General features: G+C 44.8%; 14 protein-coding genes. 7 read left to right on the top strand and 7 right to left on the bottom strand.

Annotation, left to right across the window (positions count from 1 at the left end; translation table 11 throughout):
- Positions 1 to 19: 19 nt before the first annotated feature.
- The gene (locus I1H34_RS26460) at positions 20 to 1,999 is read left to right on the top strand and encodes an EF-hand domain-containing protein (protein WP_212663810.1); all 1,980 of its coding nucleotides are present in this window, start codon (positions 20 to 22) and stop codon (positions 1,997 to 1,999) included.
- Between the two features lie 57 nt (positions 2,000 to 2,056).
- Here the strand turns inward: I1H34_RS26460 and I1H34_RS26455 are convergent, their stop codons facing one another.
- Entirely contained in the window at positions 2,057 to 2,893 is an 837-nt protein-coding gene (locus I1H34_RS26455) for a prohibitin family protein (RefSeq protein WP_212663809.1), read from the bottom strand.
- Positions 2,894 to 3,034: 141 nt separating this feature from the next.
- Entirely contained in the window at positions 3,035 to 3,460 is a 426-nt protein-coding gene (locus tag I1H34_RS26450) for a VOC family protein (protein ID WP_212663808.1), read from the bottom strand.
- 221 nt (positions 3,461 to 3,681) lie between these two features.
- On the opposite strand from I1H34_RS26450, the gene I1H34_RS26445 reads away from it, so the two are divergent.
- Positions 3,682 to 4,551: a lysylphosphatidylglycerol synthase domain-containing protein gene (locus I1H34_RS26445; protein WP_212663807.1), complete on the top strand. Its 870-nt coding sequence runs from the start codon at positions 3,682 to 3,684 to the stop codon at positions 4,549 to 4,551.
- 95 nt (positions 4,552 to 4,646) lie between these two features.
- Positions 4,647 to 5,060 (top strand): acyl-CoA thioesterase, encoded by a 414-nt coding sequence (locus I1H34_RS26440; RefSeq protein ID WP_212663806.1) that lies wholly within the window; start codon positions 4,647 to 4,649, stop codon positions 5,058 to 5,060.
- Here the strand turns inward: I1H34_RS26440 and I1H34_RS26435 are convergent.
- Entirely contained in the window at positions 5,046 to 6,548 is a 1,503-nt protein-coding gene (locus tag I1H34_RS26435; protein ID WP_212663805.1) for an NB-ARC domain-containing protein, read from the bottom strand. The genes I1H34_RS26440 and I1H34_RS26435 overlap by 15 nt on opposite strands.
- A gap of 824 nt (positions 6,549 to 7,372) precedes the next feature.
- Between I1H34_RS26435 and I1H34_RS26430 the strand changes: the two genes are divergently transcribed.
- Both I1H34_RS26430 and I1H34_RS26425 read left to right on the top strand, forming a co-directional pair.
- The gene (locus I1H34_RS26430; RefSeq protein WP_212663804.1) at positions 7,373 to 8,107 is read left to right on the top strand and encodes a hypothetical protein; all 735 of its coding nucleotides are present in this window, start codon (positions 7,373 to 7,375) and stop codon (positions 8,105 to 8,107) included.
- A gap of 204 nt (positions 8,108 to 8,311) precedes the next feature.
- Positions 8,312 to 8,707 carry a hypothetical protein gene (locus tag I1H34_RS26425; protein ID WP_212663803.1) on the top strand — a complete coding sequence of 132 codons (396 nt, stop codon included), beginning with the start codon at positions 8,312 to 8,314 and terminating at the stop codon, positions 8,705 to 8,707.
- Positions 8,708 to 8,881: 174 nt separating this feature from the next.
- Here I1H34_RS26425 and ilvD read toward each other — a convergent pair whose 3' ends face one another.
- Entirely contained in the window at positions 8,882 to 10,561 is a 1,680-nt protein-coding gene (gene ilvD / locus I1H34_RS26420) for a dihydroxy-acid dehydratase (RefSeq protein ID WP_212663802.1), read from the bottom strand.
- Positions 10,562 to 10,816: 255 nt separating this feature from the next.
- Here ilvD and lepB (I1H34_RS26415) point away from each other — a divergent pair, with 255 nt between their 5' ends.
- Both lepB (I1H34_RS26415) and lepB (I1H34_RS26410) read left to right on the top strand, forming a co-directional pair.
- Positions 10,817 to 11,425: a signal peptidase I gene (lepB, locus tag I1H34_RS26415; protein WP_212666453.1), complete on the top strand. Its 609-nt coding sequence runs from the start codon at positions 10,817 to 10,819 to the stop codon at positions 11,423 to 11,425.
- A 126-nt stretch (positions 11,426 to 11,551) separates the two neighbouring features.
- On the top strand, positions 11,552 to 12,226 hold the full coding sequence (lepB, locus tag I1H34_RS26410) for a signal peptidase I (RefSeq protein WP_212663801.1): 675 nt from the start codon (positions 11,552 to 11,554) through the stop codon (positions 12,224 to 12,226).
- 3 nt (positions 12,227 to 12,229) lie between these two features.
- Here lepB (I1H34_RS26410) and I1H34_RS26405 read toward each other — a convergent pair whose 3' ends face one another.
- The 3 genes from I1H34_RS26405 to I1H34_RS26395 form a co-directional block, all read right to left on the bottom strand.
- Positions 12,230 to 13,387 carry an esterase-like activity of phytase family protein gene (locus I1H34_RS26405; RefSeq protein ID WP_212663800.1) on the bottom strand — a complete coding sequence of 386 codons (1,158 nt, stop codon included), beginning with the start codon at positions 13,385 to 13,387 and terminating at the stop codon, positions 12,230 to 12,232.
- A 2-nt stretch (positions 13,388 to 13,389) separates the two neighbouring features.
- The gene (locus tag I1H34_RS26400; RefSeq protein ID WP_212663799.1) at positions 13,390 to 13,902 is read right to left on the bottom strand and encodes a DUF1499 domain-containing protein; all 513 of its coding nucleotides are present in this window, start codon (positions 13,900 to 13,902) and stop codon (positions 13,390 to 13,392) included.
- Positions 13,903 to 14,014: 112 nt separating this feature from the next.
- Entirely contained in the window at positions 14,015 to 14,305 is a 291-nt protein-coding gene (locus I1H34_RS26395; RefSeq protein ID WP_212663798.1) for a hypothetical protein, read from the bottom strand.
- Positions 14,306 to 14,336: the final 31 nt, after the last annotated feature.

Genomic DNA, 14,336 nt, shown 5'->3' with positions numbered 1-14,336 from the left:
CGTTCTTTTCAGCCAAACCATGAATAATCTCGAAAACTTAGAACAGAAGTTTCAAGAGTATGCTGGTGATGATCTTAGACTCACGATTGAAGAGTTCCAAATCGCGTTTGAGTTGACAAATAAGTATTTATGCGAGCGTCTCTTTCATATTTTTGACATTGATCAAACTCAAGGTATTACTTTTCAAGAATTCCAGAAAGGCATCCATAAAGCTCAGGAAAACCCACTCGAATTTGCCTTTCAACTCCATGATGGAAATGATGATGGCTGCATCGATAAGCCAGAACTCACAAAATTTATTCGAAGTAGCTTGAGAGAGGGAAACTTTGATCTCTCAACTGCGAAATTGCAGCAAGTCAGAGATATTCTATTTGAGAAAGCAGATACTAATCAAAACCAAGAAATATCGTTATCAGAATTTCAGGACTTACTAAGTCAATCTCCGCGACTGAAAGACATCTTATCTGTAAGTCCAGCACAATGGTTGCAGCCCACTTCTAACAGCTCCAATGCACAAAGCCATCCAGAATATTGGCTACAACGATGGCATTATGTTCAAAATAATTGGATTAAGATTCTATTTCTAACGCTGTATTCTGGTATCAATATTGCTCTATTTTTTCACGCCTACCATTTGACTCAGTATAGGCTCAATACTGTTTGGTATCGAATTGCTCGGGGCTGTGGATTAGCACTTAACTTTAATGGTGCATTGATCCTAGTGCCAATTATGCGGCGTTGGATGACATGGCTTAGAAAAACCAAGCTTAATGACTATTTGCCTATTGATGAACATCTGGCATTCCATAAGCTGGTTGGCCAAGTGATTTTTGCTTTAGGTCTTGTCCATACCGTGGCTCATCTCAATAATCACTCTTTAGACACAGCAGCCTTTCAGATTGATTATCCTGTTCATCTCTTCTTATTCTATGGTTCAGGATGGACCGGCTTATTGCTGATGCTATTGCTGTTGTTAATGTGGTTTACTGCCCTGCCCTTCATTCGAGAGAAAGGAAAATTTAATCTCTTTTTCACCATGCATTTAGCGTATATCCCTTGGATAGTGCTGATGTTCCTACATGGCCCTCATTTTTATAAGTGGGCGGCTGTATCCATTGGCGCTTTTCTGGTTGAGCAAGTTATTCGGTATCGTCGGAGCACACAACAAACCCATGTCGTGAATGCTCAAGTTTTACCTAGTCAAGTCTTAGGGTTAGAAATTGCCCGCCCCCACGACTTCACGTTCAAAGCGTCTGACTATCTCTACTTACGATGTCCCCAGATTTCAACCTATGAATGGCATCCCTTTACGATTAGCAGTCCACCTGAACGAGAAGACGCATTATCTTTACATATACGAGCGCTAGGGAGCTGGACAGGTACTCTATATAGTCAATTTCGAGATTTCACAGAAAAACGGAATGGCCAGACTACTTTGCCAAAAATCCCAGTCTATTTAGATGGCCCTTATCACAGTCCTAGTAGCCATATCTATCAATCAGAATATGCTGTTTTAATTGCTGGAGGTATTGGAGTGACTCCCTATGCCTCTTTACTACAAAGTATCTTGCATCAGCGTCAGGCTGAGTCATCTCTTCTTCAGCTCAAGAAGGTCCACTTCTATTGGTTTAATCGCACTCAAGATTCGTTTGAATGGTTATTGGAGATGCTGCAAAAACTGGAAGCCGAAGATAGTTTTGATTTATTTGATCTCAATTTGTATTTAACCGGTGCACCCAAAGACACCAATATGCAGTTTATAACTGCATACGCCGCCTTTGACTTACTCCATCAAGAGCATCAGGTTGATTTAATTACGGGTTTAAAGAATCAAACTCAAGCGGGTCGACCCAATTGGGATCAAATTTTTACCCAATTAAAGGAGAAATATCCAACCGAACCTGTCGATGTTTACTATTGCGGCCCCAGAGGATTATCTGGGACCTTAAGACGCAAATGCTATCACCATAAATTTTCTTACCGAAAAGAGAATTTCTAGGGTGGCACTTTGGCTGCTACTTCCTAATGCGTATAGCTATTGACCCATCAAAGTCGCTTATTTAGACGAGTCATTAAAATTGAACAGGAATGGTGCATTCGCTTGTTCAGAACTACCTGTTACTAGAACTTCTGGCATTTGAGACCCTCCTTCTTGCCAAGCTGAGATTGCTTCTTTTTGGAGGACTAGATTGCCACCTTGGGCTTTGAGGGTTTCGGCTAATAATCTTTGGGCTTCAGCCTTGCCTTTGGCGCGATTAATATCTGCCTGGGCTTGTTGCTCAGCTTCTTGGGCAACGAAAACTGCTCTTTTCGACCGTTGTTCTGCGACCTGCTTATCTTCCACAGACTTGGCAAATTCAGGTGAAAATTCTAAGTCAATGACGCTGGTATCGAGCACCATAATGCCGTATTTCTCTAAACGCTTCTCCAATACATCATCAAAATCTCGCTTGAGTTCTGCTCTTTGGGTAATGGATTCTTCAACTGTTCTTCTTGCAGCTGTGATCTTAAAGGATTCTTGAGTTTGAGGGGCAATGATTTTAGAGACGATGTTCGCAAGGGTGCCTTGAGTACGGCGAATTTCAACGACTTGCATCGGGTCAAGACGGAAATTAATGGCAAAGCGAGCATTGAGATCTTGCAGATCTTTGGTCGAACTTTGAGCTGGAACTTCAAATTTCTGAACTGTGAGGTCATAGACATCGACAGCTGAAATGACAGGGGGCTTGAGGTGAATTCCTTCTAAGAAAGCAGTATCTCTAGCTTTTCCTAAAATGCTGACGACCCCCGCTTGGCCAGGGTTAATCACAAAAAAACTACTGAAGACGACGACGACTAAAATTAAGGCAACGCTAGCAAACGTGATCAAATTATTATTGCGACTATCTTGCATATGGAATTTGTGCCTTACCGCTTGTTCAACCAACCGTTTATCAGTATACCGATCTTGCTGGAGGAGGGTGGGATAGCTGAAGTCGATTTGCCAAGGCTTACGAGGATTTTGCCGATGAGCTTATGTTATTTGAGAGGGTCTTTAGGCTTGTTGGATGGCTTCCTGTACAGTTAAGCCGACTTCCTGACCATAGGATAATTCTAAGGTGTGACCATCGGGATCCTGTAGAAAGGCCCAATAACCAACGGGATAGCCAGCATCTTGGGGACCATCTAAAAGAATTCCTTTTTGTTTAGCTTGATCACAGAGTTGATCCAATTCTTCTCGACTTGAGCAACCAACTCCCAAGTGGGCCAATGGAGACAACACCGGATGCACCACTTCTTTTTGAATTAACACAATTACAAAAGGTCGGATACCATCCGATAACCACACCACTGGAATACCTGATGCTCCGTCTAGGCGTTTGTGAACCACCTGCATCTGAGCATAGGTGGCATAAAACTCAATACTGCGATGAATATCTGCCACCGGGAGGGCAATATGGGTGAGTCCGATGTCTTTCATGATGTTTGAAGACGAATAGTCCGATGAGGGTTGCTTCAAAAACTTGAGTGGACTACAACCCTTTCCTTTGAAATGCTCATGTGACTCACCATACAACATCAACTGGGACAGATCGCACATGATGGGCACATGCAAAGGGTTAAGTCTTTTGTCTACACTACAGACCCACCGTTGAACTGGGTACCTTATGGGCAGAGCCGGGGGCAGTTAGGAATAGGTTCATGCATCGGTACTTCAAATTTTTTATTCGCTGGGGAATATTAGGGGCAACCCTCATTTTTTTGACTAAGACTCTGCTGAGTCATTGGCAGGATGTCAAAGCCCTGGAATTACAGCAACAGGCTTGGTTATATGGGGGTATGGCATTTGCGATCGCACTCTTCGCACAACTCTGGTTAGGTATATTATGGTGCTGGATTTTAGCCGCTTTTAAGCATCCACTCCCCAAACGGTGGGCCATCATCACCTTCTTAAGACATACCCCCGCTAAATATATTCCAGGCAGTGTGTGGCACTTATACGGCCAGGTCAAAGCCGCTCAGAAAAAAGGCTTAGGGCTTGAATTAGCAACGTTGAGTGTTTTATTAGAGCCACTATTCGTCATTGCTGCCGCCATAGGACTGGCGTTATGGAACACGTCTTATGGTCTTTTGCTTGGGGCATTGCTAGGCGTTATTTTACTGGTTCTCCATCCCCGAGTTCTCAATTTTTTGTGGCAGTACGTTCGTAAACTCAAGGGCAAGCAAGTGAGTAGCGTCAAGATGCAATACTACCCGCTGCGAGTTTTACTAGGCGCAATCTTATTCATGGTGTTACGAGGGCTCATGTTTATCCTGATTGTCTTGGCCTTCACACCTATTAATTGGTCAGCCCTCAGTCCATTGATGAGTGGTTTTAGCATGGCTTGGCTACTGAGTTTAGTCATTCCCACACCAGCAGGTATGGGCGTATTTGAAGCCTCAGCCATTGATATCTTGCATCCATATCTGTCTCCTGGGCTGTTGTTAGCAGCAGTCGCCATTTATCGATTTGTCAATGTTGGGGCTGAGATGATGGGTGCAGGGTGTGCCTATTTGTTGAAGGAAGGCTAATGTCGAATTTCTCTCTTTCAGCAAAAAAACATTGACTGATCGAGAAGGGACCATCTGTGTCTATCCTCTTAATATTCAGTTTTATACAGTGGCCCATGTACACACGTACCGTTCGTCTCCAAGATACCGATGCTGCGGGGGTAGTCTATTTCACCAGTGCACTTGATATCTGCCATGAGGCCTTTGAAGATTCACTCATGGGATCAGGAGTTGATATCCGCACATTCTTTAGCAACCCGGATACGGCAACACCGATCATCCATGCAGATATTGATTTCCTTAAACCCAGTTTTTGTGGCGATCAGTTAACCCTCCAACTAAGTACCCATCAAATAGCGGAAGATGAATTTGAAGTTCGCTACAACATTACGGCGGTAAATAAAGGGGAACGCTTGATTGCCAAAGCGACAATTCGGCATGTGTGCATTAATCCCATTAATCGGCAACGCCAACCCCTACCAGAAGAATTGGTGACTTGGATTCAGCGGTGGAGTTTAGCGATGAGCTAAGGGCAGAGAAGTAGAGAAGGTCAGCGCCGCAGGCTGAAAACTCGTCAATACTGCAGGTGTACTGGCTCTATTGTTTGCACCAACAGGGGTCTGGTAACCACACACATATTCACGGAGATAAGGCAAAAGTCGAAAACCATCCTCCTGGTTACAGAGTAAGGAGCGACTCTGAAGAGATTGCAATGCAGGCAAAAGATCGGTAGTTGAAACGAGATCTTTTAGAACTAATGCTTCATGCAGTTGATCTAAGGTGACATGGCCCGTCTCTGAAGCAATAAAGTTAACAATCTGCTGCTCGGGAGGTGCTAGTCGTTGGAGCTGTTGTTTTAAGAGTTGCTGAATGGTTCCAAATACAAAGTTGCCCTGTTTTATCCATTCAGCAACTTGGCAGTGAAACAAAGATGTGACATTAGTTGCTGCAACTTTAAGTGCATAGGGATTGCCCCCATAGTAAGCGTTTAAGGTTTCAGCATCGGTTTGGGTTGCCTCTACCTCCTGATGGTTTAAGAGGGTATAGGTTTCTGAGAGTGAAAGTCCTTGTAAATACAGGGTTTGTACAGTGGGTTGATTGCGCAAGTTAATGCCAATGGGTTGTTCTCGACTAGTCAGTAGAACACAACTTTGGTGGGAGGAATCCATCAGATGCCTAAGAAGTTGGCCATAGGCTTGATGATTTGGTCGATAGCTTCCTCCCATTTGCCCTGGTTGCAAGATGGTTTCAAAGTTATCTAAAACCAATAAGCACCGATGCTGACGGAAATAGTGCATCAGAATGTCGATTTGGGCATCGATATGAGTAGGCCATTGTGAGGTTGTTTGCTCATCGGCATTGACTATGTTGGCAAAGGTTTCAGTAAAGGTTGGTGCATTACGAAGGGAGCACCAAATAACTTTTTGAAAGTGACCTTGTATCTGATGAATCACTTGTTGAACTAGGGAGGTTTTGCCAATTCCTGCCATGCCTAAAAGACTAATGAGTTGAACAGGACGTGTTTGGTCTTGTCCCGAACGAGTTAGCCACTGACATAGAGTTTGCTGTTCTTGTTGGCGGCCTACAAAAAGCTGACTATGGTTGGGATAGAGACGGTTAGGTGAATCAGACCATAGAAATGGGTAGATTGTTTGATCTGAGACGAGTTCAACTTTAGTGGGATATGCATTGATATTGCTTTTAGCATATTGAGGAGTGAGAACAAGACTGGCAATCTCTTCTACGTCATTACTTAAGATTCGGCTTTGTTGTTCTAAGCGACGGAAGACAACTTGTAAGTTCCTTTTAGTCACTTTTTGTGCCAAGGCTTGAGAGAGGTTTTGCCAAAGTTGATAGCCAACATGTCTGACGTAATCGGTATCATAGCCACAGGTTTCAGCTATTTCTTGATAGGATTTGCCTTGCCAGGATAAGCGAAAGATATCTTGGTGGAGGTTCTTGAAGCAAGAAGGATCAAGGGCTGTATCTATTAGGTCTAAGGCATCCTCAATAGTCATCGTGATTGTCTGTACAAGTAGAGTATTCCAACAAGCATGAATGTAATTTAGATCACATCCTTCTATGCTAATTGTCAGTTCTCGGCAAATGAATTATGCAGTCTTGAAATTTTTTATTGTTTTGACAATTTTTAGTTGGAGTATTAACTCAGTCAATGTAATGGCTCAGGGAATGTATTAATTTTTTGAGATAAAAATAAGCGATCCGGTTTTGTGTGCCCTCAGCACTACCAAATCGATTAGGTTGGGCATAATCTGAGTACTCTTTCAAAAAAGTGATATGCTCCCTGACTTAGAGAGAATATAGAGACTTATCATAAGTTTGAAATAAATATATTTCTTAACAGAGATTAGGCACTTTAAATCTCTTTTTAACACTGACTAGCTGGAAGTGTTTTCCATATATTTATAAGCGAATCATAGATTCTCATGGTTTATAGACTCTGCATACTGAGTTCAAAAATATAGTCCTAATTATTTTGAGGGTTGGTAATGACATGCCAATAGTTACAGAGACATATCCACCTACAGATGAATATCCAGAGGGCCAGACATTTACATATGACAATGAAAAATTCATTGTTGTGAGAGATCCTAATGATCATGACAATTTAATCTTGATACATAAAATAAAGCCCGCCCTTACAAGAAGAGATGATTAAAACTAAGTAGCTAAGAGGATGTATGAGAAGCCAGTAAAAAGCTGATATTCATTTTCTTTCTTAGTTCCTAATGATTAAAATCGAATTCCTGCTTCAGTTACAAACTTTTGCATACATCTTCGTAGCGCTGTGATAATGATGTTGTTTTTGTTGTGAAGACCTATGGCTCAAGATTATAGATGTAATTGGTTGACTTATTATCTTCTAATTAAGAGGAAGTTTTTTATACCTTTCTCTGCGATGTTAGTGCTATTATGTGCCTCCGCAAAAATCAGTAAAGCACAGACAACGACTTTCGGTAGTACTAGCCCAAGCCTTACAAATGTTACTGCTACAGGTCCAACCGAAAGTAAGTTTACATTGGACTCAAACAGAACTTGTCCTGTTCCATCATTTACAATTGGTAGCTTTTTTGGTAGGGCAACAAATAATGCTAATCCAATAATTCTTCCTCCTACTGGGTTGAATGAAACTGCGAATTCTAACTTAAATAACTTTGGTGTTACTGCTGGATTGACTATCCCAATTGGAGGAAGTCTGAGTAAATCTTGTAAAAAACTATTTGAGGCTCAAGCAAGAGCATTTGATATCGAAAATCAAATAGGGACCGCAAAGTTCCAGTCAGAGTTAGTTCAAGAGTGCTACTATCTATATTCGCTTCACATCAATTTTGATCAACCTGCATTCAATCAAGATGGACCTGTTGCTGGTTTATTTCCTTGTCGGGCAATTGTAAAAGCTATTGATCCGCCGCCAACACCAGTCGGTTCAACTCCACCAAAAGTAGAGAAAAATGTCGAGGAGGCTTTGTCTAAAGACAGAAATTCAAAAATAACATCACCTGAACTTCCGTCGACCCAAAATACTCAGCCTTTAATCATAATTGATGATCGATAACAGTTTCTGCGGTTCTGCTGAACCAAGCTGAAAAGATATACTTTTCATTCTAATCAGCCTTGTTTCAAACAGTGGTGCCGAAGATATTAGACGCTCTTTAACCTATGCCTTACCTCTAAGCCATGAAAGTTTTGCTAAGGGATGTTTTCCATATTTGTGGGTAAGGCATAGACCTAAATTCACACATTATTTAAGGTTAAGCGCATGATTGATAAGATTGCTGAAGTTGTTGGTTTTGTCTTGGCACTGAGTATTGCTTCAGAACGCCTAGTTGAAATTATCAAAGGGTTTTGGCCGTGGCTCGATAAGACAAAAATGAAAGGGAGTACGGAGGAAGGTATACGGCGATCATTACTTCATATCCTGGCTGTTTTCTCAGGCGTTTTTACTGCATTTCTTGCAAAAGAATCAATTCCTATAGAGGTGAGTAATTTGTCTTTTGTAGTTCTTGGACTATTAGCTAGTGGGGGTTCTGGATTTTGGAATGCGATTCTAACATATGTTTTAGAAGTGAAAAATCTCAAAAAGGCTGAATCAGAAGTACCACATTCTCTGTCACCTAATCCTTTGCCAGGAAGTGCTTTGCAACCTAATCACTGATCCTCTTGATTCGTAAGGATAGCTAAAAAATTCAGAATTGTTGAGGAGACCAAATAGATTATTGCAAATCGTCTATTTTCGTGATTGGCAAGATATTAAGTGCTGACTATTGTTACGTTCTGATTCACAGATTGATTATACGTTTCAGAATCGATAATATATGTAGGGGCATGCTTAATTTAGATCAGTCACTGCACCAATACTACTAGAAGAAACTAATCTGGCGTACTTAGCTAACACCCCTTTTGTATATTGGGGCTGAGGTTTCTCCCACTTTACCTTCCGCTCTTCTAACTCCTGATCTGACACATGCACCTCTAACTTTCGTGCGTGGGCATCAATGGTGATAATGTCCCCTTCTTGCACTAGAGCAATCGTACCCCCTACCGCAGCTTCTGGGGCCACATGCCCGACCACCATGCCGTAGGTTCCCCCCGAGAACCGGCCATCTGTAATCAATCCCACAGAGTCACCTAAACCCGCTCCAATAATTGCAGACGTAGGCGCTAACATCTCTCGCATCCCAGGGCCACCCTTCGGGCCTTCATAGCGCACCACAATCACATCATTCGACTGAATCTTGCCCGCCAAAATCGCTTCCAAGCAAGCCTCTTCTGATTCAAATACGCGAGCTGGACCCGTAATTTGGGGATTTTTAATGCCCGTGATTTTAGCAACCGCTCCTTCCGTAGCCAGGTTGCCCCGGAGAATCGCCAGGTGGCCTTGTTTATACATGGGATTGTCCCAAGGCCGAATCACATCCTGATCGGGGGAAGGCTCTGATGGCACATCGGCCAGCTGTTCAGCGATGGTTTTACCCGTAATGGTCAGAGCATCACCATGGAGAAGACCATGTTCCAATAGCATTTTCATCACCAATGGGATTCCACCAGCTTTATGGAGATCTGTGGCGACGTAGCGACCTGACGGTTTGAGATCGCAGATCACGGGGACTTTAGCCCGGATGGCTTCAAAGTCATCTAGGGTAAGGGGGTCTCCAGCTGCGCGGGAAATAGCCAACAGGTGGAGAACGGCATTGGTAGATCCGCCGACAGCCATAATCACAGAAATGGCATTTTCAAAGGCTTTGCGAGTCAAAATATCGCGAGGCAGAATTTGCTTGCGGATCGCTTCCACTAAAACAGCAGCAGACTCTTCCGCACTGACGGCTTTTTCTTCATCTTCCGCCGCCATTGTGGAGGAATACATCAGGCTCATACCCATAGCTTCAAAGGCAGAGGACATAGTGTTAGCTGTAAACATACCTCCACAGGATCCAGCACCCGGACAAGCATTTTTCTCAACTGCCGTTAACTCAGCTTCACTAATCCGTCCAGCACTGTGTTGGCCCACCGCTTCAAAAGCACTGACAACGGTTAAGTCTTCACCATTTAGATGACCGGGTTTAATCGTGCCGCCGTATACAAAGATGGCAGGAATATTCATCCGGGCCATGGCTAGCATGGCACCTGGCATATTTTTATCACAGCCGCCAATGGCCAATACCCCATCCATGCTTTGGCCCATGCAAGCCGTTTCGATGGAGTCGGCAATCACTTCGCGGGAGACCAAGGAATACTTCATCCCTTCGGTGCCCATGGAAATGCCGTCACTGATGGTGATGGTGCCAAACTTTTGGGGCATGGCACCTGCAGTTTTCAGGCTGACCTCTGCCCGTGTGGCGAGGGAGTCTATGCCCATATTGCAGGGGGTAATCGTGCTGAAGCCATTCGCTAACCCGACAATCGGCTTCTTAAAATCGTCATCTCCAAAGCCCACAGCCCTTAACATGGCCCGGTTGGGAGCTCGTTGAACACCTTGAGTGACGACTTGGCTATTTCGATTGTCAGACATACGACTTTTTTCAGTTCACGACGCAAAGGTAAGAGCAGGATAGGGTTACGACCCATGAGTGGCAGAACTCAATTTGGAACCAATGACCTTACTCAACTGTCTATTGTCCCAGAATCAATGACCGAGTGGGAAGCCGAAGGGCAACTCAATTGGTGCTTTTCTAAACGGGTGCTAACCTATCCATTCTCATTCCTACTTTGGGAACGATAGGGTAAGTGCTAAGCCTGAGTAATGCCAATGCCCACGCCTTCAGCTATGCCGAAAAAGTCATTTTTTTTCTCTACACAAGTGGGATGGCGAGAAGCGGCCAAAACGGTGGGACTCAGCTTATTGTTAGCATTCGGCATTCGGTCCTTTGTTGCAGAAGCCCGCTTCATCCCTTCAGGGTCGATGGAGCCCACGTTGCAGATTCACGATCGCTTAATTATCGATAAGGTCACTTACCAATTTAATCCCCCTCAACGGGGAGATATTATTGTCTTCCATCTGCCCCAGGCCTTGCGACAGCAAGCCGATCAGCAGGGTGATGTACTCCAGATGGACACGATCATTAAACGAGTGATTGGTATACCGGGAGATCAGTTAGAGCTTAAAGATGGGGCTGTCTATCGCAATCAGGTCAAAATTCAGGAGCAATATGTTGCTCACAAGGCCAAAACATCTGTTCACGTCTGTCCACCTTCCCTATCTCAATCCTTCCTCGCCTTACCCCAAGTGGTGCCTGCAGATCACTATCTTGTCTTAGGTGATAATCGTCTCAACAGCTACGATGGCCGCTGTTGGGGATTGGTGTCTCGATCAGATTTGTTGGGGCGAGCGGTGTTTCGCTATTGGCCGGTTCACCGAATCGGAAATTTAGAGTAGGACGGCTGTGATCAGGCACAAACGCTGACCAGACAGGATTGTGTTATAAATCAACTTACTGGGAAAACTGATTTGTAAGGTGTAACCCATCCCTATCGTTCACAGCCTGTACCGTTCAATTTATATATGACGCAACCCCAACCCCCTGATCTGAAACCAACGGAACAACCAGAAGAATCTTGGTGGGTGGAAGCAGCCAAGACGGTCGGGTTAAGTTTACTCTTGGCCTTTGGAATTCGCACCTTTGTGGCGGAAGCTCGCTTTATTCCATCCGGGTCGATGGAGCCAACGTTGCAAATTCACGATCGTTTGATTATTGATAAAGTCACGTTCCGCTTTCGCGATCCCGAGCAGGGCGATGTGGTGGTGTTTAATCCTACCGAATCTTTAAAGCGCGCCAATTTCAAAGAAGCATTTATTAAACGGGTGGTTGGGGTGCCGGGTGACCGCATTGAGATCAAAAATGGGGTTGTTTGGGTCAACAATCAGCCGATTAAAGAAAATTACACTGCAGAAGGCGTCACCACCGGACCGAGTGCGGACCATTGTCGCAATAATTATGTCACTTCAGATATAGATAGCCAGCCCATCGAACCGCCCGTTCCCATCTTTTTAGAAAAGCCTCAAACTATTCCCGAAAAACACTATCTCGTTTTGGGCGATAACCGAGGCAATAGCTACGATGGCCGCTGTTGGGGATTAGTTGCCCACGCCGATCTAGTGGGAAGAGCGGTTTTCCGTTTTCTCCCCTTTGATCGCATTGGCACTTTACCTCCGGCAGAAGTGACTTCTGCCGAATAAGAGTTAGGACACGAGCTGACTGTCTTGGCGTAGGCGAAACAGTAAAAATTGAGTCGGTTCATCCGGCTCAAAATTGTTGTCGCTAACAACGATGAGGGATTGGCTTCCATCGGCCAACGGAGGTCCCCACATCATGCCTTCTAAATTTCTGCCGGGAATTTTGAGCTGTTTCAAATCCAGCAGGGGCTGTTTTTGAATCGGTGTAATTCCTGTGAAGTCGCTCGGTAAAGAATCGATTTTGGAGGTATCCCGAGCGACGGCAGTCGTGATTTGAAAGATTTCGGCACTGAACCCTGTAAATGGACTGTAGGATCGCTCAAGGCTGAGAAAATGTCCGGCGCTGTCCACGGTCAAGAGTTCTGTAAGACCGTTTAGCCCTTTGAGTAGATCAGCTGACTTCAGGGGGTAGAGATAATTAGCTAAGAATTGGGGCTGAGGTTCGCCAATCCAGTAGTGGAGGAGGCGATTGTAATGCTGGGTTTCTCCTTCAGCATCGGCGTCTGGATAATCTTGCTGTAAGGGGGCTTCAATGGCTACGAAGATGCGATCGCCTTCTGGATTCAGAGTCAACGCTTCAAATCCACGATTATCGTCAATACCGTGGGGCGGTGGGTCAGGATTCTCGTCAGTAGCGGGGATAGGAAAAAACTGTTGAGGCAAGGTTAGCTGTTGTTGCCACTGACCTTGCAGATCAAATTCGATCAGGGCAGGGGGACTCTGCAAACGGGATACGCCTTCACTACTCACCCACAAAGTATCTTGAGGGGTCAGGGCTATTCCTTCTGGATCAATTCGATCGATCTTATAGGGTTGTGCTTCTTCGTTTTGGAAGAAGGTGACATCTTCTATTTCCAAAGTTTTAATCTGGGGGCGATTGGGTTTCTCTTGATCTAATTGCAAGTTCAGGGTGTAGAAACGAGGTTGAGCTCGATCATCGGACAAAGCATAGAAGCGATCGCGATTTCGATCATAGGTAATCGCAGAAATTCCACCCACACGAGTCCCGTCAAACTCTGTTTCAGCGAGCTGATACCCATCCAAATAATCCACAGATAGATTTAAAAAGATGCGGGCCTCTGCAGTCACCTGGGGCAGATCACAGCCCGTCAGCAGCAACACACAGCACAACAGCGGCAAGCAATACCGCAGGAATTTGGTCACGTCTACACACCTAAGTCCTGGAGAGCGAGGCGAATTTGCTCCATCCGTCGGCGGTTAACGCTGAGATCCGACTCGCCAACCCGGGAGGCGGAACGCATCTGAATAATATTGTCATCGGCAGGAAAATAAAATTCACCATCATCGACAAATCCCAACAACCGACTGCTGGATTCAAACCGAATGTACTCGTTGGTCTGCTCCACCACTCGGGTGCGAGGCACAACCGTCAACACTTTCAACAGGGTTTCGCGGGCAGTGTCGCGATCGCTGGTGTAAGACAGGGGTGGAATTTCATGATCCGCATCTGCGTTTTGACTGACCACGCAATTGGGTGAATCAGGACAGGGCGAAAGTTGCCCCTCACGCACTCCCAGCTCAGGAGCGTTGCCTGCAAACAAGCTCGAAGCCCCAGGCAAAGCCCCTAAGGTCGTAGCATGAGCAGAAGCCGAAGGACCAATGAGAAGGGCAATAGAAACCAAGCTTGCCCAAGCTAAGGCAGTCAATCGATGCAGCATATTTTTTAGGAAGTTCCTCAAAACTTGAAAAGGGGGTGAGCCCGTCCTTTAAGGAAGACCACCCATAAGCATTGTAGACAGCCACAAGAAAACAGGGTAGGACAGGATCCGTTTATTTTGATGGATCTGGGAGCACAGGCGCACCAGCCTTCTCCCTTAGACAATCTGCAAATGTATTCCCATTTAAATGACCGGCTTTGCGACGCCCCCCCCAATGATAGTTAGCATCAAAACAAGACTGAAAATGCTGTTCAACCGCGCCTATACATTGACTCTCTTCGGCACAGGCTGATAGAAAGATTGCTCTGACATTTGCTGCCGTACTGAACTTGTTATGGAACTTCCAACCCACAACCAGCCCCACGGCTACGGCAATACCGCCAATGGCTCTAACCCACTTCATACCTTAAAATCCTCACCACAAAATCTCTACA

It is taken from the genome of Acaryochloris marina S15, assembly GCF_018336915.1.
GTDB lineage: Bacteria > Cyanobacteriota > Cyanobacteriia > Thermosynechococcales > Thermosynechococcaceae > Acaryochloris > Acaryochloris marina_A.
This window is presented reverse-complemented; position numbering and strand designations above follow the sequence as displayed.

Excerpts from the sequence above, each read along its gene's own strand:
- I1H34_RS26430 (WP_212663804.1), top strand. The coding sequence starts at position 7,373 with ATGGCTCAAGATTATAGATGTAATTGGTTGACTTATTATCTTCTAATT.
- I1H34_RS26435 (WP_212663805.1), bottom strand. The coding sequence starts at position 6,548 with ATGACTATTGAGGATGCCTTAGACCTAATAGATACAGCCCTTGATCCT.
- I1H34_RS26450 (WP_212663808.1), bottom strand. The coding sequence starts at position 3,460 with ATGAAAGACATCGGACTCACCCATATTGCCCTCCCGGTGGCAGATATT.
- I1H34_RS26455 (WP_212663809.1), bottom strand. The coding sequence starts at position 2,893 with ATGCAAGATAGTCGCAATAATAATTTGATCACGTTTGCTAGCGTTGCC.
- I1H34_RS26425 (WP_212663803.1), top strand. The coding sequence starts at position 8,312 with ATGATTGATAAGATTGCTGAAGTTGTTGGTTTTGTCTTGGCACTGAGT.
- I1H34_RS26460 (WP_212663810.1), top strand. The coding sequence starts at position 20 with ATGAATAATCTCGAAAACTTAGAACAGAAGTTTCAAGAGTATGCTGGT.
- I1H34_RS26395 (WP_212663798.1), bottom strand. The coding sequence starts at position 14,305 with ATGAAGTGGGTTAGAGCCATTGGCGGTATTGCCGTAGCCGTGGGGCTG.
- I1H34_RS26440 (WP_212663806.1), top strand. The coding sequence starts at position 4,647 with ATGTACACACGTACCGTTCGTCTCCAAGATACCGATGCTGCGGGGGTA.
- I1H34_RS26400 (WP_212663799.1), bottom strand. The coding sequence starts at position 13,902 with ATGCTGCATCGATTGACTGCCTTAGCTTGGGCAAGCTTGGTTTCTATT.
- lepB (WP_212663801.1), top strand. The coding sequence starts at position 11,552 with ATGACGCAACCCCAACCCCCTGATCTGAAACCAACGGAACAACCAGAA.
- I1H34_RS26445 (WP_212663807.1), top strand. The coding sequence starts at position 3,682 with ATGCATCGGTACTTCAAATTTTTTATTCGCTGGGGAATATTAGGGGCA.
- ilvD (WP_212663802.1), bottom strand. The coding sequence starts at position 10,561 with ATGTCTGACAATCGAAATAGCCAAGTCGTCACTCAAGGTGTTCAACGA.
- lepB (WP_212666453.1), top strand. The coding sequence starts at position 10,817 with ATGCCGAAAAAGTCATTTTTTTTCTCTACACAAGTGGGATGGCGAGAA.